The organism is Nocardiopsis sp. NPDC049922, from assembly GCF_040660275.1.
GTDB lineage: Bacteria > Actinomycetota > Actinomycetes > Streptosporangiales > Streptosporangiaceae > Nocardiopsis.
In genome coordinates, this window is the sequence record NZ_JBFAME010000019.1 from 34,108 (window position 1) to 56,700 (window position 22,593).

At 70.5% G+C, this 22,593-nt stretch carries 23 protein-coding genes and 2 tRNA genes; 11 read left to right on the plus strand and 14 right to left on the minus strand.

Translation table 11 applies throughout. The annotated features are described in order from the left end of the window. Window positions 1-12 precede the first annotated feature (12 nt). The 5 genes from AB0I72_RS25380 to AB0I72_RS25400 form a co-directional block, all read right to left on the minus strand. On the minus strand, window positions 13-834 hold the full coding sequence (locus AB0I72_RS25380) for a glycosyltransferase (RefSeq protein ID WP_358572954.1): 822 nt from the start codon (window positions 832-834) through the stop codon (window positions 13-15). Window positions 835-844: 10 nt separating this feature from the next. Continuing rightward, window positions 845-1,207, minus strand: coding sequence for an STAS domain-containing protein (locus tag AB0I72_RS25385; RefSeq protein WP_358572956.1), 363 nt, complete (start codon window positions 1,205-1,207; stop codon window positions 845-847). Between the two features lie 97 nt (window positions 1,208-1,304). Next, entirely contained in the window at window positions 1,305-1,904 is a 600-nt protein-coding gene (locus AB0I72_RS25390; protein ID WP_358572958.1) for an ATP-binding protein, read from the minus strand. A gap of 125 nt (window positions 1,905-2,029) precedes the next feature. Next, on the minus strand, window positions 2,030-3,988 hold the full coding sequence (locus tag AB0I72_RS25395) for a PAS domain S-box protein (RefSeq protein ID WP_358572960.1): 1,959 nt from the start codon (window positions 3,986-3,988) through the stop codon (window positions 2,030-2,032). Between the two features lie 76 nt (window positions 3,989-4,064). Then, a complete protein-coding gene (locus AB0I72_RS25400; RefSeq protein WP_358572962.1) occupies window positions 4,065-4,397 on the minus strand; it encodes a rhodanese-like domain-containing protein in 333 nt (110 codons plus the stop codon). A 106-nt stretch (window positions 4,398-4,503) separates the two neighbouring features. Here AB0I72_RS25400 and AB0I72_RS25405 point away from each other — a divergent pair, with 106 nt between their 5' ends. After that, window positions 4,504-5,073: an SSI family serine proteinase inhibitor gene (locus tag AB0I72_RS25405; protein WP_358572964.1), complete on the plus strand. Its 570-nt coding sequence runs from the start codon at window positions 4,504-4,506 to the stop codon at window positions 5,071-5,073. Window positions 5,074-5,234: 161 nt separating this feature from the next. Here AB0I72_RS25405 and AB0I72_RS25410 read toward each other — a convergent pair whose 3' ends face one another. Both AB0I72_RS25410 and AB0I72_RS25415 read right to left on the minus strand, forming a co-directional pair. Further along, window positions 5,235-5,849, minus strand: coding sequence for a TenA family protein (locus AB0I72_RS25410; protein ID WP_358572966.1), 615 nt, complete (start codon window positions 5,847-5,849; stop codon window positions 5,235-5,237). A 101-nt stretch (window positions 5,850-5,950) separates the two neighbouring features. Beyond that, window positions 5,951-6,033, minus strand: a tRNA-Leu gene (locus tag AB0I72_RS25415). A 248-nt stretch (window positions 6,034-6,281) separates the two neighbouring features. Here AB0I72_RS25415 and AB0I72_RS25420 point away from each other — a divergent pair. The 8 genes from AB0I72_RS25420 to AB0I72_RS25455 all read left to right on the plus strand — a co-directional run bounded on the left by AB0I72_RS25420 (window position 6,282) and on the right by AB0I72_RS25455 (window position 16,020). Next, window positions 6,282-7,043 carry a DUF3662 and FHA domain-containing protein gene (locus tag AB0I72_RS25420; protein WP_358572996.1) on the plus strand — a complete coding sequence of 254 codons (762 nt, stop codon included), beginning with the start codon at window positions 6,282-6,284 and terminating at the stop codon, window positions 7,041-7,043. A gap of 295 nt (window positions 7,044-7,338) precedes the next feature. Further along, the gene (locus tag AB0I72_RS25425; protein WP_358572968.1) at window positions 7,339-7,854 is read left to right on the plus strand and encodes an FHA domain-containing protein; all 516 of its coding nucleotides are present in this window, start codon (window positions 7,339-7,341) and stop codon (window positions 7,852-7,854) included. Beyond that, entirely contained in the window at window positions 7,851-9,350 is a 1,500-nt protein-coding gene (locus tag AB0I72_RS25430; RefSeq protein ID WP_358572970.1) for a Stp1/IreP family PP2C-type Ser/Thr phosphatase, read from the plus strand. Before AB0I72_RS25425 ends, AB0I72_RS25430 begins: the two co-directional genes overlap by 4 nt. A 4-nt stretch (window positions 9,351-9,354) precedes the next feature. Beyond that, window positions 9,355-10,761 carry an FtsW/RodA/SpoVE family cell cycle protein gene (locus tag AB0I72_RS25435; RefSeq protein WP_358572972.1) on the plus strand — a complete coding sequence of 469 codons (1,407 nt, stop codon included), beginning with the start codon at window positions 9,355-9,357 and terminating at the stop codon, window positions 10,759-10,761. Then, on the plus strand, window positions 10,758-12,227 hold the full coding sequence (locus AB0I72_RS25440; RefSeq protein WP_358572974.1) for a penicillin-binding protein 2: 1,470 nt from the start codon (window positions 10,758-10,760) through the stop codon (window positions 12,225-12,227). Before AB0I72_RS25435 ends, AB0I72_RS25440 begins: the two co-directional genes overlap by 4 nt. Continuing rightward, complete coding sequence (locus AB0I72_RS25445; protein ID WP_358572976.1) at window positions 12,224-13,684, plus strand: protein kinase; 1,461 nt, start codon at window positions 12,224-12,226, stop codon at window positions 13,682-13,684. Before AB0I72_RS25440 ends, AB0I72_RS25445 begins: the two co-directional genes overlap by 4 nt. Window positions 13,685-13,764: 80 nt before the next feature. After that, entirely contained in the window at window positions 13,765-15,597 is a 1,833-nt protein-coding gene (pknB, locus tag AB0I72_RS25450; RefSeq protein ID WP_358572978.1) for a Stk1 family PASTA domain-containing Ser/Thr kinase, read from the plus strand. Window positions 15,598-15,765: 168 nt separating this feature from the next. Continuing rightward, window positions 15,766-16,020, plus strand: a complete 255-nt coding sequence (locus tag AB0I72_RS25455) for a cell division protein CrgA (protein ID WP_075925303.1) — start codon at window positions 15,766-15,768, stop codon at window positions 16,018-16,020. A 191-nt stretch (window positions 16,021-16,211) separates the two neighbouring features. Here AB0I72_RS25455 and AB0I72_RS25460 read toward each other — a convergent pair whose 3' ends face one another. Then, window positions 16,212-17,111: a rhomboid family intramembrane serine protease gene (locus tag AB0I72_RS25460; RefSeq protein WP_358572980.1), complete on the minus strand. Its 900-nt coding sequence runs from the start codon at window positions 17,109-17,111 to the stop codon at window positions 16,212-16,214. A gap of 42 nt (window positions 17,112-17,153) precedes the next feature. After that, window positions 17,154-17,678, minus strand: coding sequence for a peptidylprolyl isomerase (locus AB0I72_RS25465; RefSeq protein ID WP_358572982.1), 525 nt, complete (start codon window positions 17,676-17,678; stop codon window positions 17,154-17,156). 211 nt (window positions 17,679-17,889) lie between these two features. Here AB0I72_RS25465 and AB0I72_RS25470 point away from each other — a divergent pair, with 211 nt between their 5' ends. Beyond that, window positions 17,890-18,432 (plus strand): hypothetical protein, encoded by a 543-nt coding sequence (locus AB0I72_RS25470; protein ID WP_358572984.1) that lies wholly within the window; start codon window positions 17,890-17,892, stop codon window positions 18,430-18,432. 48 nt (window positions 18,433-18,480) lie between these two features. Here the strand turns inward: AB0I72_RS25470 and AB0I72_RS25475 are convergent, their stop codons facing one another. The 5 genes from AB0I72_RS25475 to AB0I72_RS25495 all read right to left on the minus strand — a co-directional run bounded on the left by AB0I72_RS25475 (window position 18,481) and on the right by AB0I72_RS25495 (window position 21,495). Continuing rightward, window positions 18,481-19,092 (minus strand): DUF1707 and DUF4870 domain-containing protein, encoded by a 612-nt coding sequence (locus AB0I72_RS25475; protein WP_358572986.1) that lies wholly within the window; start codon window positions 19,090-19,092, stop codon window positions 18,481-18,483. Between the two features lie 212 nt (window positions 19,093-19,304). Further along, window positions 19,305-19,619, minus strand: coding sequence for a WhiB family transcriptional regulator (locus tag AB0I72_RS25480; RefSeq protein WP_358572988.1), 315 nt, complete (start codon window positions 19,617-19,619; stop codon window positions 19,305-19,307). 654 nt (window positions 19,620-20,273) lie between these two features. Beyond that, a tRNA-Ala gene (locus AB0I72_RS25485) sits at window positions 20,274-20,346 on the minus strand. Between the two features lie 150 nt (window positions 20,347-20,496). Continuing rightward, a complete protein-coding gene (locus AB0I72_RS25490; protein ID WP_262391221.1) occupies window positions 20,497-20,619 on the minus strand; it encodes a DLW-39 family protein in 123 nt (40 codons plus the stop codon). Between the two features lie 114 nt (window positions 20,620-20,733). After that, a complete protein-coding gene (locus tag AB0I72_RS25495) occupies window positions 20,734-21,495 on the minus strand; it encodes a helix-turn-helix transcriptional regulator (protein WP_358572998.1) in 762 nt (253 codons plus the stop codon). A 233-nt stretch (window positions 21,496-21,728) separates the two neighbouring features. On the opposite strand from AB0I72_RS25495, the gene AB0I72_RS25500 reads away from it, so the two are divergent. After that, window positions 21,729-22,037, plus strand: coding sequence for a hypothetical protein (locus AB0I72_RS25500; protein WP_358572990.1), 309 nt, complete (start codon window positions 21,729-21,731; stop codon window positions 22,035-22,037). Window positions 22,038-22,593: the final 556 nt, after the last annotated feature.

Consider the following 22,593-nt stretch of genomic DNA (forward strand, 5'->3'; position numbering starts at 1 on the left):
GCACGGATGGGGCTACTCGCGGCGATTCGCACGAGTAATTTGCCCGACTTTTCGAGAAAGATCACCCTTCGTGGAACGTGCCCGCCCCCGGGCCCGGTCCCACTGGCGCCGCACGGTCGACCGGAACTCGCGCACCGCGAGCGCCCTGGCGACGTCCGCGAACTGCCGCGCCCGGTGCGCCTGCGCCCGCAGGTCGGTGCCGGTGGCCCGGTGCTCCAGGGGCACCTCCACCTCGACCACGCGCAGTCCCGCCCGCAGCACGTCGATGGTCAGCCCGGTCTCCACGCCGAAGCCGGGCGCCAACGGTCGGGCGGCCTCGAACGCCGCCCGTGTCAGACACCGCTGGCCGTTGAGCGGCTGCTCGGGCTCCCACCCGGTGGCCCTGCGCACGCCCCCGCGCGCCAGCCGCACCACGAAACCGTGGCCGCCCAAGCGCATCCGGGTGGCCGGGAACAGGGCGATCGTCATGTCGGCCCGGCCCTCCAGGACCGGGGTGACCAGTGGTTCCGCCCTCTCGGCGGTCGCCCCCAGGTCGGCGTCGAGGAACAGGAGGTGGCGCGGAGGCCGGCCGGCCTCGACGGCGAGGACGCCCTCGGCCCCGGTCTCCATGGCCGCGCCCTTGCCCCGGTTGCGTCCGTGCGCGAACACGCGGGCGCCCGCCTCGCGCGCGACGTCGGCTGTGCGGTCGGTCGACCCGTCGTCCACCACGACGACCAGGTCCACGCCCGGCAGCGCTCCGGCCGCGCGGACGGTCGCACCGATCCGGTCCGCCTCGTCCTTGGCGGCGATCACCACGGCGATCCCCGCGGGGTCACCGGTCTGCCCCTGGCCCACGGTCGCCCGGTTACTCGCCGGCGCCGGTGCCGGTCCCCGCCGCCACCGGCAGCGCGTCGAGCCCGGAGTGGATGGTGAAGACCTCGTGCAGCCCCGTGACCTCCAGGACCTTCATGACCGCGGCCTTGGGCGCCACGAGCTCCAGGTCTCCACCCTTGTCACGGGAGCGCTTCATCGCGGACAGCAGCACGCTGATGCCGGTCGAGTCGCAGAAGTCCGTCCGCGACATGTCGATGACCAACCGCCGTGCCCCGTCCTCCAGGGCCTCCAGGAGGCCGCTGCGCAACTGGGGTGCCGTGTACAGGTCGATCTCACCGCCCACGGTGACCACCGCGACGTCATCCTGAGACCGGCTCGATATCTTCAACTCCACAGTCGTGACTGTAGCGTCCCGACCAGCCCCGGGCCACCTCGTTGACGGTGTTTCGCGACATCGGTCACGTTCCTCCGCGCGGTCGCGCGCGACCGCGTCAGAGCAGGGCGCCCCAGGCCGGGGCGCTCTCCCGCACGCGTGTGCGCACCTCGCCGACGTCGTGCTGGGGATGGTCCGCGCCCGCCTCGACGCGGTGGCGGTGGACCGCCACCAGACGCTTGGAGGCGAGGTCCTCGGCCCCGATCTCCAGGACCGCCCAGACCGTGGTGGTGGTCGCGTCCATCTCGGTGCCCCACTGCCCGGCGAGGGTCTGCACGATGCCCAGCCCCCGACCGCCCAGACCGGACACGGACGGCCGCGCCACCCGCGGCATGGTGCTGGAGCCGCCGTCACGGACCGCGATCTCGACCCACCCGCCGGCGGGGGACCGGTGGTCGACGCGCACCCGCCAGGACACCCCGACACTGTCCTGCGGATCCGACAGCGGGGAGGCGTGCCGGAGGGCGTTGCTCACGAGTTCGCTGAGGACGAGCGAGGCGTCGTCGACGCGGTCGTCGCCGATCTCCATGGCGCGCAGGTCGCTGCACAGCCGTTGGCGCGCGCCGGTCACGCTCACGGGGGCGTGGGGAAGCGTGACACTGCGCTCGACCCGGTACGGGAACGACCCGCCGTCGAGTGGTGTGTTGTCTCCTGACACAGCTTTCGTCCCTGCGCGTCGGTCCTTCGTCGGGCGGTGCGGAACCCGCCCGAAGTGTGCCAGCGAATTCCACCAGGGGTGGAAATGCCCCGATCACCTCGGGTGGAAACCCACCCCGGGGTGAATCACGGACGACGACTCGCGCCTCGGGGCGCGGATCGCTGACGCGGCAGGCGTTCTGGGCTTGGGGAGGTTTTTGCGGTCTCTTGTGGCTCAGGGTGTTGATGTGGGCGCTCATCCTCGTGCACGAGCACGGTGAACCGCATCCGCGTGCCCCGCTCCCGCCGCTGCGCGGTGACGTCCCCGCCCTGCGCCCGCGCCAGCTGGCGGACGATGTACAGACCCAGGCCGAGCCCGCCGATCCGTCGGCGATCGCCCCGCGCGCCCGATCGCACGAACCGGCCGAAGACGCGGTCCTCGTCCCCCGGAACCAGCCCCAGCCCCTCGTCGTCCACGACGACCACGGCCTCGCCGTCCTCCACCCGGGCGCTGACGTTGATCGTGCCGCCCTCCGGGGAGAACTTGATCGCGTTGTCCAGGAGCTGGTCCATGATCATGCCGGTGGCCAGCGGATCCCCGACCGCCGTCGGAAGGTCGTCGTCGGTCTTCAGGACCATGTCGTGCTTCTCCGACAGGGGACGGAAGGCCCGTACCGACCGTTCCAGGAGTTCGCCCAGGTCGAAGGGGATCCGGTCGACGTTCAGCTCGCCCCGCGACACGTCCGACCCGAGGCGGAGCCGCTCCACGAGCGTGGCCAGGGTCGCCGACCGGTCGGCGATCGTGCCGACGGCCTCGCGCTGGGACCCCGGGCTCAACCGCGACCACTTGCGGACCAGCGTCGTGGCGAAGCCGTGGATGACCGTGATCGGTGTGCGCAGCTCGTGTCCGGTCGTGGCCAGGAAGAACTCCTGCTCCTCCTCCAACGCCCGCTGCGCGGTGATGTCGCGGAAGTCCACCACCCACTCATGGGTGCGCGGGATGCGCGCCATGAGGATCTCCAGCCAGCGGCCGTCCTTGAGCTTGTGCTTGATCGGCTCGCCGTGGGCCGCGGGCAGCGGGAAGGGCGGGTGCCGCCCCTCCACGCTCTCCGCCGGGTAGCCGGTGAGCTCCACCGCCGACCGGTTCCACTTGCGCACCCGGCCGCCGAAGTCCAGGACCGCGATCCCGTCGGCGCTGGAGTCCGCGACCACCTGCTCGTGCACGCGCTGGAGATCCAGCTCCTCATAGGCCATCGCGTTGCCGATCGCCACGCCGGCGTGCGCGGCCAGCAGCTCCAACAGCTCCAGCTCCACGTGCCCGACCTTGCGCTCGCTGTAGAGCGCGTACAGCGCGCCGTAGGGGCGGCCGTGCACGTTGGACACGCACAGGGCGATGGTGTGCAGCCCCGGCAGATCGGCCCAGACCAGGTCCTGCAGACCGCGCGTGTCCTCGTTGGCCAGCAGGACCGACTTGCCGCTCCGGAGCAGCTCGCCGAACAGGCTCGTCTCCAGGGGCGTGCTGAAGCCCTGGAGCCGGTCGGACAGGTCGGTGAGGCTGACCAGCTCCACGCGGTCCTCGTTGAGCAGGACGAACCCGCCCGCGTCGGCGCCGGTCAGCTCGGTGATGCTGCGGGAGATCCGGTCCAGCACCGACTTGAGGCTGAGATCGGCGTTGATGTCGACCACCACGTCGGTGAGCCTGCGCACGAGGCGGGCCCGTTCCATGGCCGCCGCCCGGACCTGCGCCTCGTTCTCGCACGGCTGGAAGGTCAGCACCCACCCCTCGGCCCCGCCGTCGGGGTCGAGCACGCAGCTGGCGCTCGCCCGCACGTCGATGACCGTGCCGTCGCTGCGCACGCGACGCGTGACGATGGACAGGGACGTGCCCGAACGGACCTGTTCGAGCACCGCGTCGAACTCGGAGCCCAGCTCCGCGGGGACGAAGGGCGGTTCGCGGCCGACCACCTCCCGCGCCGCCCAGCCGAACATGCGCTCCGCCGCCGGATTCCACACGGTGACGCGGCGCTCACCGTCGACACCGACGACCGCGTCCGCCGACGCGGCCAGCACGGTTTCGGCGCTGAGGGGCGCGCGATCGGAACTCACCACGTCATAGTGCCACCCGAGAGCGCCCCAGGGGCAGGGCTTCGCGCAATCCGACGAAAATCGGCGGCGGACCGCCTCAGATCACCGCGGGCTCCGCTCCGGACTCGGACGCCATGTCCCGACCGGCGTGCTCCCAGGCCCGCATGCCGCCGGCCACGTTGACCGCGTCCCACCCCGCCTGGTTGAGGGCCATGACCGCCTGGGCGGAGCGTCCGCCCACCCGGCAGACGACGTAGACCCTCCGGTCCTGGGGGATCTCCCCCGCGCGCTCTCCGAGCAGCCCGAGCGGGATGTGCACCGCGCCCGGGACGTGGCCCGAGCGCCACTCGTCGTCCTCCCGGACGTCGAGCAGGTAGGCGTCCTCGGGCACCTCCGCGACGACCGTCTCCGGAACCTCTCGTCCGAACATGACCATGACCCCCTGTGTGCGTGCCGTGGGAAGGAAGAGAATGAGAGTCGAGGAGGAAATCGTGTCCACCCCGGAACCGCGCGTACACGCGGTGCGTCCAAAGCGTATGGCTCAGTACCCCTCGGTGACGGCCCTGCCGATCCGCCTCGCCGCACTCGCAGCCCTCGGCCTGCTTCCTATCACGGCCTGTGGCAACGAGCCCGACGGGGCGAGCACGGTCTCACCCGACGCCTCCAGTCCCTCCGAACCCTCCACGCCCGACGACGCCTCCCCCGAGCAGTCCCCCGACGACACGGGGGAGGGGGACGGCACCGACGACCAGACGGGCTCCGACCAGGAGGCCGCGGTCTCCCTGGTGATCGAACGCACGCTGGGCGACGATCAGTCCCTGTCCCCCGAAGCCGGCTACGAGGAGGGCACGTGGACGCTCACGTGCTCGCCCGTGGGCGGCGACCACCCCGCCCCCGAGGCGGCGTGCGCCGAGATCGAGGAGGTCGGCACCGAGCCGTTCCTCCTCGACACCACCGACATGATGTGCACGATGCAGATGGGCGGCCCCGAGGTCGTCCACGTCACCGGCCACATCGACGGAACCCGGATCGACACCGAGTTCAACAAGGTCGGCGGGTGCGAGATCGACCGTTTCGAGACCGTCGACGCCGTGATCACCCCGTAGACCCTCCCCGCCTCGGCCCCCGCCCCGCGACGGGCGGGACGGGACGGGGGAGGGGACCGGTCGCGGGCGCGCCGGTCCCCTCCCCCGTGTCCCGGATCGTCCGGGTTCGGCCGTGGGCGTCCCCCGTCGGGGAGCCGTCTCCGGTCGGCGGCCGGTTCCGGTCAGGAGGAGTACGGGGTGTCCCAGAAGGCCACCTCGTGCCGCATTCCCTCCAGGAAGAGGCGCTCGGCGCGTTCGGGGTCGGGCTCGGCCTCCTCAAGCCTGCGGCCGTAGTGCTCGGTCAGCCGCGTGAACCCGGGGTCGGCGTAGGTGTCGACCCAGCGCGCGTACCTCGGGTCGCCGGGGCGGGACTTGGCCAGTTCCAGTCCGAGCTGGTTGTAGCCCCACATGCACGGGTACACGGCGGCGAGCCCGTCACGGTAGTCGGCGGCGGCCTCCAGCAGCCACGCGGTGTAGGCCGCGCAGGCGGGCCCCTTCTCCTTCGTGGTCAGGTCGGCGCCGAACTCGCCCGACAGCGACCGGTGCAGTTCCAGTTCCTCGTTCAGCGTGCTGTGCGCGATCCCCACCAGGTCGGCGAGGTGGTCGTCCGGCGCCTGCCACGCCAGGCGCGAGAACGCCCGCGCGTAGTCCAACAGGTACAGGTGGTCCTGCTCCAGCCAGTAGCGGAACGCGCGCTCGTCGAGGTCGCCGCGGGCGATCCCGGCGACCGTGGGGTGGGCCAGCTGCTCGTCGACCAGCGGGCGCCCGATCTCGTGGAGTCGTTCGATGATGCTCACGACCGCAGTGTGCCATCCGGCCCCGCGACCGCTCCGAGGCAGGTCCCGGGCACAAAAGAGACCCGGTGGAGACCGCAGAGCGATCCCCACCGGGTATGTTGTGGGCGAGGAGGGATTTGAACCCTCACGTCCTTTCGGACACACGGACCTGAACCGTGCGCGTCTACCGTTCCGCCACCCGCCCGGGTGACCTTCATTCAGTTTTATGGCCAGGTGGTTTCGGTCCTTTCGGTCCGTTCCGCCTGGCGACATGGATAAGGCTAGCACGGTCTGAACGCGACTCGCACACGCTTTACGGTCCACCCGTGACCGGTCGGCCGCGCGCGGTCTCCCGGCAGCGCACGGGGGGTACACCTGAATCCGTGGGCACCCCAGCCCGGTTACGATCGTCTACACATACGGAGTGGAGTACAAGGGAGGTACCTCGTGGGAGTGCTCCAACGCTTCGAACGCAGGCTTGAGGGCATGATCGAAGGCACCTTCGCGATGGCCTTCAAGTCCGAGCTCCAACCTGTCGAGGTGGCGAGCGCCGTTCAGCGGGAGATGGACGAACGAGCCGCGATCGTCGCGCAGGGACGCACGCTCGTCCCGAACGACTTCATCGTCGAGCTCGCGGCCAGTGACAAGGAGCGGCTGGAGGTCTACGCCGACAGCCTCGGCCAGGAGCTGGCCAAACTCGCCCGCGACTACGCGACGGAGCAGGGTTACTCCTTCGTCGGCCCGGTCCGCGTCCATTTCCGGCCGGAGGAGGGCCTCAAGACCGGGCGCTTCCGCATCCGGTCCGGCGTCGTCCGCGGCACCATGGTCGGCAAGGACGGCGAGGTCCGCCAGCCGGTCGGTGACCCGGGCGGCGGCCACGGCGAGCGCCAGGCCGGACGTCCGCGCCTGCTCATCTCCCCCGGTGGAGCGGCCACCGAGGGCACCATCGCCAGCCACGGCCAGCAGCAGTCCTTCGAGCTCACCACCCCCGTGACGCTCCTGGGCCGCGGCACCGACTGCGATCTGCGGCTCGTGGACAACGGCGTGTCCCGGCACCACGTGGAGATCCGCCTGGACGGCGACGAGGCGATCCTCGTCGACAAGGGCTCCACCAACGGGACGTTCGTCAACGGCCAGCAGGTCAGGCAGGCCCGCCTGGTGGACGGCAGCCGGATCAGCCTCGGCCGCACCACCATGACGTTCCGGCGCGACTGACCGTCCGGCACCGGGCGTTCGACCGATCGGACGCGGAGGAACCGCAACCAACCCCGTTCCACCGACATCTGACTGGTCGAAATCCGGTGGCGGCCGGTTGTGGTACCGCTGTCGGATATGTGTCCGGGACGGTAGTCTCCGCGAAGACCTGACCGATCGGGCAGACTGGCCACGGCTCCGGAGCCGTGGACCGGTGACCACGACAACTCACCGACCCGAAGGTGGGGCAGACTCGGTGGCGGCGCCGACGACCGTCACCCAGGCCGGAGCACGACAGGGGCTGAAGAGCGGTTCGATGTCCAACTTGACCCTCATATTGATCAAGATCGCGTACCTGGCGGTGCTCTGGCTGTTCGTCCTCATGGCGGTCGGGGTCATCAGTACCGACCTCTTCGGCCCGTCGAAGAGGAAGGCCAGGAAGAAGCGCCCCCGACCCCAGCCGCGTCCCGCCTCGCACGGGGGTCAGCAGAAGCAGGACGCCCCGGCCCGGCAGCAGCGTCCGCAGCGCCAGCGCCGCAGCGGGCCCACGGTCCTCGCCGTGACACAGGGCTCCCTCGCCGGAACCACCGTCGACCTGTCCGCCCAGCCGATCCTCATCGGCCGGGCGCCCGACTCGACACTGGTCATCACCGACGACTACGCCTCGGGCCGCCACGCCCGCGTCTACTCCGAGGGCGGCCGCTGGTTCGTCGAGGACCTCAACTCCACCAACGGCACCTATCTCGGCCAGCAGAAGCTGAACCGCCCCCAGCCCATCACGGTGGGTCAGCCCATCCGTATCGGCAAGACCGTCCTGGAACTGCGCAAATGACAATCGCTCTCCGATACGCGGCGTACTCCGACGTTGGATGCCTCCGCGAAGGCAACGAAGACTCCGGCTACGCCGGCCAGCACCTCCTCGCGGTGGCCGACGGCATGGGCGGCTACGCGGGCGGCGAGGTGGCCAGCTCGATCGCGATCTCCACGATCCGCCGCCTCGACGCCGAGTCCCCCGCCGCGGAGGAGATGGCCGAGTCCCTCCAGCGCGCGGTCGAGCAGGCGAACGCGTCCCTGTCCCGGCGGATCATGGCCGAGCCCCAGCTCGAGAACATGGGCACGACGCTGACCGCCATGCTGTGGTCGGGAGCCCGCGTGGCGCTCATCCACATCGGCGACTCGCGCGCCTACCTGCTGCGCGGTCCCCGCTTCGAGCAGATCACCCACGACCACACCCTGGTGCAGACCCTCGTCGACGAGGGCAAGATCACCGAGGAGGAGGTCGCCACCCACCCGCAGCGCTCGCTGATCCTGCGGGCGCTGGACGGCAAGAGCCCGGTCGACCCGGACATCTCCATCAGCGAGGCCAAGCCCGGCGACCGGTACCTCCTGTGCTCGGACGGGCTGTCCGGGGTGGTCACCAAGAAGACCATCCACGAGACGCTCGCGACCGAGGCCGACCCGGAGGCGGCCGCCAGGAAGCTCATCGAACTGGCCATCCGCGGCGGCGGTCCGGACAACATCACCGCCGTCATCGCCGACGTCATCCAGACCGAGACCGACCGCGAGGGCCCCACGGCCAAGCCGAAGGTGGTCGGCGCGGCCGACCAGCGCGGCGAGGTCGACGACCAGGCGGGCGACACCCCCGCCAGACGGGCGCAGGGACTGCGCGGACCGGCCGGGGACACCGCCGAGATGACCCGGGTGGACGACGTTCCCACGCCCGCGCGGGCCGCGTCCCCCGACGAGCCCTACGACGACTTCGACCGCCGTCCCCCGCGCGGACGCGGAGCGGAGGAGCAGGAGGCCGAGTACCGTCCCCGCCGCTGGTGGCCGGTGGTCCTGGTCTTCGTCGTCATCGTCGCGCTGGTGGCGGGCGCCGCCTACTACTTCGGCCGCCAGTACGTCGACAGCCAGTTCTACGTCGGGCCCTCCGCCTCCGGCGACACCGTGAGCATCTACCAGGGCATCGACACCGACATCGCGGGCTTCAGCCTGTCGGAGGAGGTCGAGCCCTCGCAGATCCGCATGGACGAGCTCAGCGAGGGCGACCGCTCGTCGGTGGAGAACACCATTCCGGTGGAGAGCCTGGAGGAGGCCCGGAACCGGATCACGGCGCTGAGCGAGAGCATCGCCGAGGCCGCGGCGAACACCACCGACCAGGACTCGCGCGACACCGGGTCCGACAGCTCGGACACGGCCGACGCGGGCGCGGAGGGCTCCGAGGGCACCGAGGGCACCGAGGGCACCGAGGGCACCGAGGGCACCGAGACCGGAGACTCCTCCACGGACCCCGCCGTCCCGCCCACCGAGACCCAGGAATCGGGGTGACCCCTTGAGCACCGCCACCGCTGAGGCGCCCACCGCGCTCCCCCCGATCAAGCGGCGCAACGCCGAACTGGTCCTCGTCGCGGTCGCCATCGCCATCACCATGGCCGGGATCGCCGTCGCCGGGCTGAACCTGAACGGACGCGTCCCGTCCGCGATGTGGACGGTCGGGCTGACCTTCGGCGTCCTGTCCATCGCGGCCCACGTCGCCATGCGGTTCTTCGCGCCCTACGCGGACCCGCTGATCCTGCCCTGCACCCTGTTCCTCAACGGGATCGGGGTCGCGATGATCTGGCGGCTGGACGCCATCGGGGCCGAGGACATCGAGCGCGCCGGTGCGGGCTCCCAGCTCGTCTTCTCCGGTATCGGGATCGTCTTGTGCTTCCTGATCATCATCTTCCTGAAGAACCCCAGGGTCCTCCAGCGCTACACCTACATCAGCGGTCTGTCCGCGCTCGTCCTCCTGCTGCTGCCCGTCATCCCGGGGCTGGGCTTCTCGGTCTACGGCGCCCGACTGTGGATCAGCATCGGGCCGTTCACCATGCAGCCCTCCGAGTTCGCCAAGATCGCGCTGGTCATCTTCCTGGCCTCGTACCTGATGAACAAGCGGCAGGTCCTGGCGATCGTCGGCAAGCCGATCAAGGTCGGCCGCTTCAAGATCATCGACCTGCCCCGCGGCCGCGACCTGGCCCCGATCCTCGTCGGCTGGGTGCTGGCCATCGGCGTGCTGGTCCTCCTGCGCGACCTGGGCACCTCCCTGCTGCTCTTCGGCACCTTCCTGGCCATGCTCTACGTGGCCACCCAGCGCTCCTCGTGGGTCACCATCGGCCTGGCCATGTTCATGGGCGGCGCCACCCTCGCCTACCTGCTCTTCTGGCACGTCCAGGCCCGCGTGAACATCTGGATGAACGCCTTCGACCGGGAGGTCTACGACGCGGTCGGCGGCAGCCAGCAGCTGGTCCAGGGGCTCGTCGGCATGGGGTACGGCGGGCTCTTCGGCACCGGCATCGGCGGTGGCGAGGCGCACAACATCTTCGCCGCGGACAGCGACTTCATCCTCGCCTCGCTCGGCGAGGAGCTCGGGCTGACCGGCCTGCTCAGCGTGCTGATCGTGCTGTTCCTCCTGGTCGAGCGCGGCATGCGCGTCGCCCTGGCCTCCACCATCCCGTTCGACAAGCTACTGACCAGCGGCATCGCCTTCGTCCTCGCCTACCAGGTCTTCATCGTCCTGGGCGGGCTGACCAGGGTCATCCCGCTGACCGGTTCCACCACACCGTTCATGGCGGCCGGCGGTTCGGCCCTCATGGCGAGCTGGATCATGATGGGCATCCTGTTGCGCATCAGCGACAACGCCCGCCGCCCGGCACCGCAAGCGATTCAGGACGAGGGCGCGACCCAGGTGATCAGACGATGAACACACCGATCCGCCGACTGAGCATCTTCACGATGGCGCTGTTCGCGGTCCTGATGCTGAACCTGACCTGGATCCAGGGGTTCCGCGCGGACGCGCTGATCGAGGACCCGCTCAACACGCGCCAGTACAGCGAACACCTCAGCCGACCGCGCGGGCCGATCGAGATCGCGGGCGAGAGCGTGGCCTTCTCGGAGAACGTCGCCGAGGAGGGCGGCTCCCCGCTGTACCAGCGCGAGTACACGGGCGGCGACATGTACACGCCGATCACCGGCGCCCTCAGCGTCTACAGCACGACCGGCATCGAGCGGGCGCAGAACTCGCTCCTGGACGGCACCGACGACCGGCTCGCCGTGCGCAACTTCCGCGACATCATCACCGGCCGCGAGCCCGAGGGCGCGCGGGTCGAACTGACGCTCAACCCCGCGGTCCAGGAGGCCGGGTACAACGGCTTCCGCGACGGCGGCTTCCAGGGCGCCGCGGTGGCGCTCGACCCGAACACCGGCGCGGTGCTCGGCGCCGTCTCGGCCCCGAGCTACGACGCCAACGACGTCGCCAGCGTCACCGACCGGGACACCGCGGTCAACAACTTCGTGGAGCTGGAGAACGACCCGGACCAGCCCCTGCTCAACCGGGCCTTCAACGAGCTCTACCCCCCGGGCTCCACGTTCAAGGTCGTGACCGCCGCCGCCGCGATCGAGAGCCAGGGCGCCACGCCCGAGTCCACCATCGAGGCCCCGGACGTCCTGGAGTTCGCGAGCGGCCCCGTCCTGCCCAACGCCACCCCCGGCGGCACGTGCAACGGCGGCGAGCCGGACACCCTGGCGCACTCGATCCAGATCTCCTGCAACACGTCCATGGCCAACTGGGCGATGCAGATGGGCGGGCAGGCCCTGTCCGACCAGGCCGCCGCGTTCGGCTTCAACCCGGCCGAGGGCGAGGAGCTCCAGGTGCCGCTGAGCGTCGAACCGAGCCTGGCCCCGGTGGAGACCGACAACAGCATCCTCGGCCGCGCGGGCATCGGCCAGTCCAACGTCCAGGCCACGCCGCTCCAGATGGCGATGGTCGCCGCCGGGGTGGCCAACGGCGGCGAGGTCATGCGCCCCTACGTCGTCGACTCGGTGCTGGACTCGGACATGTCCGTGGTCACCGAGACGCAGCCGGAGACGTTGTCACAGGCGGTCAGCGCGAGCACCGCCGAGGACCTCACGGACATGATGGTCCTGGTCACCACGGCCCCGGAGGGCTCGGGTCTGAACGGCGCGATCGACGGCATGGAGGTCGCGGGCAAGACCGGTACCGCCGAGACCGGCGGCGGTCAGGCCACGCACAACTGGTTCATCGGCTTCGCGCCGGCGAACGACCCCGAGATCGCGGTCGCGGTCGTCATCGAGCACGGTGGCGGCAGCGGCGGCACCCTCGCGGCGCCGATCGCACGCGCCATGATGGAGGCAGTGGTACTGGAGTGAGCGCATACGAGCCCTCGGATGGTCCCGGTGGACTCACCGGGACCGTTCTGAGCTCCCGTTACCGCCTGGAGGAACAGGTGGGCTCCGGCGGCATGGGCGCCGTCTGGAGGGCGACGGACACGCTGCTGAACCGGCCGGTCGCCGTGAAGCTCCTGCACCCGTCGCAGATGGCGGAGCCGACGGCCCGCCAGCGGTTCCGCACCGAGGGGCGGATCGCCGCGGGCCTGTCCCACCCGGGCATCGCCCAGGTCTACGACTACGGCGAGGAGGACGGCCGCGCCTTCCTCATCATGGAGCTCGTGGTCGGAGTCTCCCTCTCCCAGGTGTTGCGGGAACAGGGGCGCCTGAGCCCGGACCAGACCCTCGACTTCGTGTGCCAGTCCGCGCAGGCCCTGGCCGCCGCGCACGCGCGCGGCGTGGTGCACCGCGACATCAAGCCCGGCAACCTGCTGGTCACCGGTGAGGGCCAGATCAAGCTCACCGACTTCGGCATCGCCCGCGGCGACATGTCGGTGACGCTCACCCAGACCGGCATGGTCATGGGCACCGCGCAGTACATCTCGCCCGAACAGGCCTCCGGACGCCCCGCGAGCTCGGCGTCGGACCTGTACGCGCTCGGGGTGGTGGCGTACGAGTGCCTGGCCGGTCAGCCGCCCTTCACGGGCGACAACCCGGTCGCGCTCGCGCTGGCCCACACCCGCGACGAGCCGCCGGAACTGCCCGACGACATCCCGGCCGACATCGACGACCTCGTCTCGGCGCTCCTGCTGAAGGACCCCGAGGAGCGCCCTGCCTCGGCGAGCGAGGTGGCGCACATGGCCGCCGTCATCCGCTCGAACGCCGGGACCGGCCCGCTCACGCCCTCCGCCGGGTTCGGCTCCGTCGCCCGGACGGCCGTGGTCGGCGCGGTGCCGGACACCGGAAGCGGCCCCGTCCGCAGGCGAACCGCCGACCAGCAGACCGTAAGCCCTGGTGAACAAGGGGACTCGGTTAGGCTGTCGGAAGCGTCCCAGCGGCGGATCAGGCTCCCGGTCGTCCTCGCCGTGGTCGTGGCGGCGTTCCTCGTCGCGGCCGCCGTGGTGGCCGGTTTCCTGTACGGCGGCCCGCCCGAGGCCGACCCCGTACGCGAGACCGTCGAGCCTCCGGCCTCGTCGGGGTCGCCCGCCCCCGCCCCCTCGGAGGCGGCGGTCGAGGGCGACGGAACGGAGCAGCGGCCCGTGGAGGACGAGCCCGGCACCGGATGGAACACCCAGCCGGAGGGGAACGCACAGGAGGAGGAGCCGGCACCGGAGGACGGAGAGCAGACCGACGGGGCGACCGGCGAACCGACCGCCCCCGACGACGGCGGCGAGACGCCCCCCGACGACGGCGGGGACCCCGTCGACGACGGAGACACGACACCGGACGACCCCGTGGGCGAGGACCCCGAGACCCCGCCCGACGGCACTGACACATGACGAGGAAATGAGCGAACGACGCTCAGGGTAGGCGGCGGCCCGCGGGCGGCCACCGGACGACACGAGGATTAGTACACGACATGTCCCAGCCCCGGCTCCTTGGTGGACGCTACGAACTCGACACCGTCGTCGGGCGCGGCGGCATGGCCGAGGTCCACCGCGCACGCGACCTCCGGCTCGACCGGCTCGTCGCGATCAAGACCCTCCGACACGACCTCGCCCGCGACCACGTGTTCCAGGCCAGGTTCCGCCGCGAGGCGCAGTCCGCGGCCTCGCTGAACCACCCGGCGATCATCGCGGTCTACGACACCGGCGAGGACGTCGTCGACGGCGTCTCCCTCCCGTACATCGTCATGGAGTACGTGGACGGACGCACCCTGAAGGAGCTGCTCGACGACGACCGGCGCCTGCTGCCGGAGCGCTCGGCGGAGCTCGTCGACGGCATCCTCAACGCGCTGGAGTACAGCCACGACAACGGGATCGTCCACCGCGACATCAAGCCCGCCAACGTGATGCTGACCCGCAACGCCGAGGTCAAGGTGATGGACTTCGGCATCGCCCGGTCGATGGGCGACGATCAGGCCACCATGACCCAGGCCTCCCAGGTCATCGGCACGGCGCAGTACCTCTCCCCGGAGCAGGCGCGCGGCGAGCGGGTGGACCCGCGCAGCGACATCTACTCCACCGGGTGCGTGCTCTACGAACTGCTCACCGGTCGGCCGCCGTTCACCGGGGACTCCCCCGTGTCGATCGCCTACCAACACGTGCGTGAGGAACCCGTCCCGCCCTCCGAGGTCGACCCGCAGGTCCCCGAGTGGCTGGAGGACATCACCCTCCGGGCGATGACCAAGGACCGCGAGGAGCGCTACCAGAACGCCGCGGAGATGCGGGCGGACATCCAGCGCGGCCTGGCGGGCATGCCCACGCAGGCGGGCACCATGGCGATGGCCGCCGCGGGCGCCACCACCGCCCTGCCGCCCGTGAACGGCGGCGGGTACGACGGGTACGACGACCGCTACGACGACCGGTACGACGAATACGACGACCGGTACGAGGAGGAGCGCAAGGGCGGCGCCGGCAAGGCCGCGCTCTGGGCCCTGCTCGCGGTCGGCGTGATCGGCTCCCTGGTGCTGGCCTTCTGGCTGATCAACCGGGAGAACGTGCCGACGGTCGAGTCCGTCGCCGTCCCGGACGTGGTCGGGGAGACGGAGGACGGCGCGCGGGCGACGCTGACCGACGCGGGCTTCGAGGACGTCACCACCGAGGAACAGGCCGACGAGGCCGAGCCGGGCACGGTTCTGGAGACCGATCCGGCGGCCGGGACCGAACACCCGGTGGACGAGGAGATCGTCCTGGTCGTGTCCGCCGGCCCTGAGGCCGTGGAGATCCCGGACGTGCAGGGGCAACCCGAGGCGCAGGCCAGGAGCACCCTGTCCAACGGGGGCTTCGACAACGTCCGGACCGAGCAGCGGGCCAGCGACGAGGTCGCCGAGGGCAACGCGGTCGGGACCGACCCGGCCGCGGGCCAGGAGGCGGCTCCGGGCAGCGAGATCACCCTGTACATCTCCTCCGGGCCCGATCAGGTGGAGGTGCCGGACCTGATCGGCATGAACCGGGTCGGCGCCGAGGCCGCGCTCCAGGAGCGCGGGCTGGTCGGGGAGTTCGTGGAGCAGGAGACCGCCGACGCCCCGGCGGGCGAGGTGATCTCCCAGTCACCCCAGGCGAACCAGCCGATCGAGCCCGGCAGCACGGTGACGGTGACCATCGCCGCGGCGCCGCAGACCGAGCAGCCGCCGCCGGGCAACGGCGGCCCGGGCGAACCGACCGATCCGAACGTGCCGACCGTGCCCGACGAGCCGGAGCAGCCCGGTGACGGCGACGACGACGGGGGCTTCCCCTTCCGGAGGCCCTGAGGGAGCCACGGACGATGAACGGGGGCCGCGCTCTTCGGGGGCGCGGCCCCCGCCGTGTGCCGGGAGGACACGGCGCGCGGATCGTGTCCGGGCGGCGGTGACGGAGGCCCACCCCGGGGCGTAGACTGTGGAGCGTTTCGAACCGCCCACCTCTCTGGAGCAGCGCCCGTGCCCAAGTCCCGCAGCGACCGCAAGAAGAAGGCCGTCTACACGCCGCCTCCTTCGAAGGAGAAGCCCAAGGTCACACCGCGCTGGCTGGTTCCGACCATGCTGGGCTTCTTCATCGCGGGCATCCTCTGGATCGGCGTCTACTACATCGCGGGCCAGTTCGTTCCGTACATGCGGGACCTGAACAACTGGAACCTGGCGATCGGCTTCAGCGGCATCATCGTGGCCGTCATCCTGTCCACGCGCTGGCACTGACGGACCCACCACCCCGGTTTTCCACAGGGTTATCCACAGGCTGTGGGTAGCCTGGTTCGCCGTGTCCGCGTCCCTGGCGGTTGGGACCGGCCACACACACGTGCGAGGGCCTCGGACGCGTGTCCGAGGCCCTCGCGCACTGTTGGGGGAGTCCCGGGCCGCTCGACGGTGACCGTGTACTCCGGAGTCGGTCAGACCAGTCCCAGGACGCCGGGGAGGACCAGCAGCGCGGCCACGAGCAGCACGGCGAAGGCCGCCGCCGCCACCGTGTGCACGACCGTGCGGCGGGTCGGCCCCGCGTTCCGCCCCGGCAGGTAGGCGAAGACCGCGCCCAGCGCCAGGCCCGCCACCAGGCCGCCGATGTGGGCGGTCCACGAGATGTTCGGGATGGTGAAGGTCAGCACGAGGTTGATCGCCAGGAGCGCCGCGACCATCCGCAGGTCCAGACCGAGCCGTCGGCCGATCACGAACACCGCGCCGAAGAGGGCGAAGATCGCCCCGGACGCCCCGACGGCGAACCCGTACGGCTCGACCAGGGTGGTGAGCACCGACCCGGCGACGGCGCCGAGCACCCACAGCGCCAGGAACCGCCCGTGGCCCAGCCAGCGCTCCAGCTGGGTGCCGAGCAGGTACATCGCGTACCCGTTGAACAGCAGGTGGAAGATCCCGCCGTGCAGGAACGCGGCGGTGATCAGCCGGTACCACTCCCCGGAGAGGACTCCGAGCGTCTCCCCGCGCTCGGTCGCCCCGAAGCCCAGCATCCCGAACTCCCAGACGAGGGGCGAGCCCCCGACCGAGAGGGCGGACGCGGCCGTCGCCATCTGGGCGAGGTAGCCCGCCGCGATCAGGCCCAGGATGGTCCAGGTGACGTAGGGCCTGCTCACCGCCCGCCCACCGAACACGGTCCGGGTCGGACGGGTGGACCGCCTGCCCGCGGCGACGCAGGTCGGGCACTGGTAGCCCACGGACGCCTCGACCATGCAGTCCGGGCAGATGGGCCGTTCGCACCGGGTGCAGCTGACACCGGTCTCGCGGTTCGTGTGCCGGTAACAGGTGCGCGGTGCGCCGGGGGGCGGTGGCGACGCGGTCATGGGCGGGTTCTCACTCCTCGGTGTCCGGGCACGGCGGCTCCGCTAGCGGGTGATCTCGACGCTCTCGACGACGACGTCCGTCAGCGGACGGTCGTTGGGGTCGGTCTTGACGGTGGAGATCCTCGTGACGACGTCGGAGCCCTCGACGACCTCACCGAAGATGGTGTGGGCGCCGTTGAGCCAGTCCGGCTCGTTGACGGTGATGAAGAACTGCGAGCCGTTCGTCCCCGGGCCGGCGTTGGCCATGGCGAGCAGGAACGGCCGGTCGAAGCGGAGCTTCGGGTGGATCTCGTCGCCGAACTTGTAGCCGGGGCCGCCGCGACCGGTGCCGAGCGGGCAGCCGCCCTGGATCATGAAGCCGTCGATGACCCGGTGGAAGATCGTGCCCGCGTACAGGCTGTCGGTGACCATCCTGCCCGTGGTCGGGTCCATCCACTGCTTCGAGCCCTCGGCCAGGCCGATGAAGTTGGCGACCGTCTGGGGGGCCTCCTCCTCGAACAGCCGAATGACGATGGTTCCCTCGGAGGTGGTCAGCCGCGCGGTGGGCTGGCCCTTGGAGTCCGACACCTACGTGCCTTTCGGTCGTGTGCGCTTACGTGCTCACGTTACCCGTCCGACCTCCTCACTTCGCCGGAACCCCGACGACCTGTGGACAACCCGTCCGGTGTCGGAACCCCAAACTCCGAAGGAGAGGACGTACGTTGAGATAACACCCAGATAACATGGCGGGCATCCGCCGCTGGATGCGGGACCGAGAACGACCGAAGGAGTTGACGACGTGCCCATCACTTCGAAGCGTCGCAAGGCACGCAAGGAGGCCGAGGCGACCCTCGCCCGTCTCCAGGACGTGGCCCGAACGCAGGCGGACCGGTTCGGGCCGTACGCCGACCAGGCGCGGGACCAGGCCGCCCTGAGGCTCCTCCAGGCGCGCGGTTGGACCGCTCCCAGGCTGGAGACGGCCGCACAGCGCGTCGAGGACACCGTGGCGCCCCGCGTGGCCGGGGTGCTCACGGCGGCCGCCCACCGCGTCGACCCGAATCCGCGTTCGCGCGCGATGAGGCGTCTGCGCCGGAGCGGCCGGGTGCCGCGCGCGGTGCTGATCGGGGGCGCCGCCGTGCTCGGGGGAGTGATCGTCTACTCGCTGATCCGGCTCCGCCAGGCGTCCCAGGACGCGGAGTGGCAGGAGCACCTCGACCAGGCCCGGGAACAGGTGCGCGAGACCCGCGAGAACCTGGAGGAGAAGGCCACGGCGGTCAAGGAGAAGGTGAAGGCCGCCGCGGGGCACGAGCGGGCCGGGAAGAACGGCCACCCGGGTCAGTGACCCGCCGAGGGCGCGGCGGAGGACCCCCGCGCCCTCCGCTCCGACGACTCAGTCGTCCTTGAGGAGACGGAAGAACATCGGGTACCGCCAGTTCTTCCCCATGAGCGCGGCCAGCGAGGCGATGGCCGGGAGGCAGAGCACGCCCACGACCGCGTACAGGGTGACGAGCAGCGGGAGGACCAGGAAGAAGAGCAGGAGACCGCCCACGCCCGCGATGAGGCAGAAGAGCTGGAAGTTCAGCGACTCCATGGCCTGGCGGCGGATGTACGGCGAGTACCGGTCGCTCGCGAGGAAGATCAGCAGCGGCGCCACGACCGGGAAGAAGTAGTTGCCCGCGTGGGCGCAGGCGGCGATCACCCGTTCCACCGGCGTGCTGGGCAGGGGGGTCTTGGGGTCCGCGGCGGCCTCGGGGGTTTCGGGCCCGCCCGGAACGCCGCCCGAGGCGGCCTCGAGGTCCCGGGTGAGCGGTTCGAGTTCGGCGTGGACCTTGGCCCGCATGGCGCGGTCGAGGCGCTCGTCGAACTCCTGCTCGTCGAGCTGGCCCAGACTGTAGGCCTCGCGGAGGACCTCGGCCACCGCGTCCCGGTCGGCGTGCGTGAGGCGGAGCTGCGGCTGCTCCTGTGGGCGCCGCATCGGGTACCGACGGTCCTGCACTGCCACTCCCACTCCCAACGCCGAAGGGGGCACGGCCGTCCTCGCACCGTGACCGTGCTCCCTCCATCATGGGCCATCCCGGGGCGAACGGACATCGGGGCACTCCCTGATCCTCCCCTGATCCCCTCCGTCAGGGGCGCCCCGGCGGCGCTCTCCGCGGTTCCCCTCGGCGCGGTACCGCTTCCGTGCGAGCGCCCTGGGCGACCGCCCGCCCGGCGCTAGGGGCGCGCGGCGACCGGCGCGGTCCCGGGGGACCGCCCCTCCTCGTACCGCCGCTCGGCGGAGGTCAGCAGCTCGTACCAGTCGGTGACGTCCTTGCGCCGGCGCAGGAGGGCCCGGCGTTCGCGTTCGGTCATGCCTCCCCAGACACCGAACTCGATACGGCTGTCCAGCGCCTCCGCCAGGCACATCGTGCGCACGGGGCAGCCCCGGCAGATGAGTTTGGCGCGGTTCTGGGCGGCACCCTGCACGAAGAGGGCGTCGGGGTCGATCTCCCGACATTTGGCACGGGCCGCCATCTTCTCATTCCACATGTTGCCCCACTCCCAAGATCAGCATGTGTGGTGATCGGAAATCCCCCGGCTGACGCGACCGCCGATGGGGGAGGAGGAACGGCCGATCCGAGGACTGCCAGACGGGGGGCCGCGGCTCGTCTTCGGGGGTTGATCGTTTCGGCACGCTGTGTTCCTCGTTGTCGCTGGTGTCGAAACTACGGATCGTCCCTGTTCACCAACAGTCCCCAAGTGGCCTATTTCTCATATGGCCCACTAGGGCCATTGCACTTCGGGGAAGTGTCATCATACACACACGGAGAGTGATCGCATGTGGTAGAGGTGAAGGCATTCCATGGATACCGGGATGACCTGCGGTTTCCCCGCATGCCCGTGGTGCCCGGCCGGGTGGGACGAAGCGGTCACCCCACCCGATCGGACTAGAACCGTGCACACACCGCGACGGCCGCCCAGGCGGGCGCCCGGGTGACCGTCGGAGGGGTTCGGGGGTCGCCCTCCCCTGGGAAATGACGGAACGACCCGGCGCGACGGACGGAGTCCCCCGAGCGAGGTCGTTCCGGGGTGGAGTGGAGCCAGGGGGAGACGACGCGGGGAATGTGCCCCCTATGCGCGACGGCCACCCGGGGCGATCGCCCGGGTGGCCGTCCTCACGTCCGTGACGTGGCAAGAGATGAGTGGAGCCAAGGGGAGTCGAACCCCTGACCTCCGGTATGCAAAACCGGCGCTCTGCCAGCTGAGCTATGGCCCCTGAACCCAAGGAGAGCATACCTTCATCAGAAGGCGGTCCCGGTCACAGAGACCGCGAAGCCGTGGGTCGCACCACGGGAACAACCGGCCCACCCACGTCTTCGTGTCACGGACGGACGAGCGCGGGACACCCCGCTCGTCCGCCGTCCGATCAGCTGTCGCTGGCCGCCGTGGCCTCGGTCCACAGGTCGAGCTCGGCGCGGTCCGCCTGGATCTTGCGGTAGACGGCGAAGGCCCCGAGGGCCACCAGCGCCAGAATGATGATCTTCTTCACTGTCTGGACCCTTTCATCGAGTTCCAACACACGAGCGCCCGCCGACTGCGGGAGCTCCACAGAGAACTTTATGATGTTGTCACCAAGAGACTAGCAAGGGATCCGACCCTTGGCTCAGGTGAGCAGGGCCATGCGCCGAAGGATCTCGACGGTGGCCTCGGGGGACGCAGAGATGCGGGTCAGTTCGGACCACACGCGTTCACACGAGTCAACCGCCTCCTCCGCCTCCACTATCGTCCCGCCCTGGGTCGCCTCCACGTAGGCCAGTGCCGCCTCGCCCTCGTCGAACTCAAGGACGGAGAACGGTCCCGCCACACCGGGATGGGGACCGGCGGAGGTGGGAAGGAGCTGGATCGTCACGCGCTCCGACGCGGCGAGTTCGAGCATCCGGGTGGTCTGGGCCCTGAGCAGGGCCAGGTCCGAGGCGATCCGGTGGAGGGCGTCCTCCTCGACGACGGCGTGGTAGCGGACCAGACCCCCGCCGTCGAGCACCTCCTGGCGCTTGAGGTGGGCCGCGACCATACGCTCCGCGCCCTCCTCGCCATGGCCCAGGGCCCGGGCGACGACCGCGGTGTAGTCGGGGACCTGGAGGAGGTCGGGGACGAGGATGCCCGAATAGACGCGCACGGCGACCGCTCCCGCCTCATTGCCCACATAGGCCGAGGAGATCACGTCCTCGTACTCGGTCCACCACGGCCTCAGCCGTGACTCCCGTACCAGGGTGAGAATGGCCTCGCGCTGTCCTCCGGTGACCCCGTACAGGTGCAGGAGGGCCGAGATCTCCATCACCGAGGGCCACTTGCGGATGCCCGTCTCGATGTGGCCGAGCTTGGCCGGTGACCACTCGAGTTCGTCCGCCACGTCGCTGAGGGTCATTCCCGCCGCCACACGGCGACGGCGGAGTTCGGCGGAGAGTCGACGACGACGAACCGTGGGGCTGCTCATAACACGGCTCCAATGACGCAGAGTGAAGGTGTGCCCCCCAGCGAAACATGGCATCTAGCATCTAGCAATGCGTTTCTAGAAATAGGACGTCACACGCGCCCCATATGTCGCAGGAGGAAACCGCGTACGATGGACACGCGTTCCCGCACATGTAGAGGACATCCATGAACCACCCCATCGACGACGCCGAGCAGCTGATCGCGAACGCTGAGGCGCAGATGCCGCCGAGCACGCGCTCCCGCCTGATCGCGAAACTCCGCATGGGGAAGCACATCGACGATGCCGCGTCCGAGTTGGAGATCACCCCCAGGGCGATCTTCGCGACCGCGCGCATCCTGCAGTCCTTCGGCGACCAGCTGGACGCGACGCTCACCGAGCAGCGCGACCCCAGCCTCCCGCACGGCACCGTCACGGGTTACAACAAGCGCTGCCGCTGCCCCGAGTGCCGGAGCGCGCTTCAGCAGCACGTGTAGTGTCCACGTCCGGCCAACGCCACGACCTGCGCTAACGACCCGTTAACCCAGACTTCTCAAACGAATACGCCGCTCGCAGGCTTATCACCACGCAGTTTGGGGACATCGCTCAACATGAACGAGCACGTGGACTGGTCGGCGATGAGCGAAGAGGACTTCGTGGCGCTGCTGCGGCAGCTGATCGACACGCCCGAGGCCGACGAGGACCAGTAACCCCCAGGAGCGGCTCCCTGGGGCGCCCCCAGGGCGATCGGTGGTGCGTCGGCACGGCCGCCCCACGGCGGCGGTCGAGCAGGTGCCGGGCGGAGTTCCCCCGTGCTCCGGAGAGCCCCCCGCCCGCGGCGCGCTTCGGGCTGCACGCGGACCGTGCGCGGCGGACTCGTGAGAACCGAACCGGTTTCACGAGTTCACAAGCATGCCCGTAAAAAAAGAGAGGGCCGCCCCCATGGGACGACCCCCTCCAAGAAAAACCGTGGCAGCGACCTACTCTCCCACCCCACCACAGGGCAGTACCATCAGCGCAAAGGGACTTAACGACCGGGTTCGGAAAGTCACC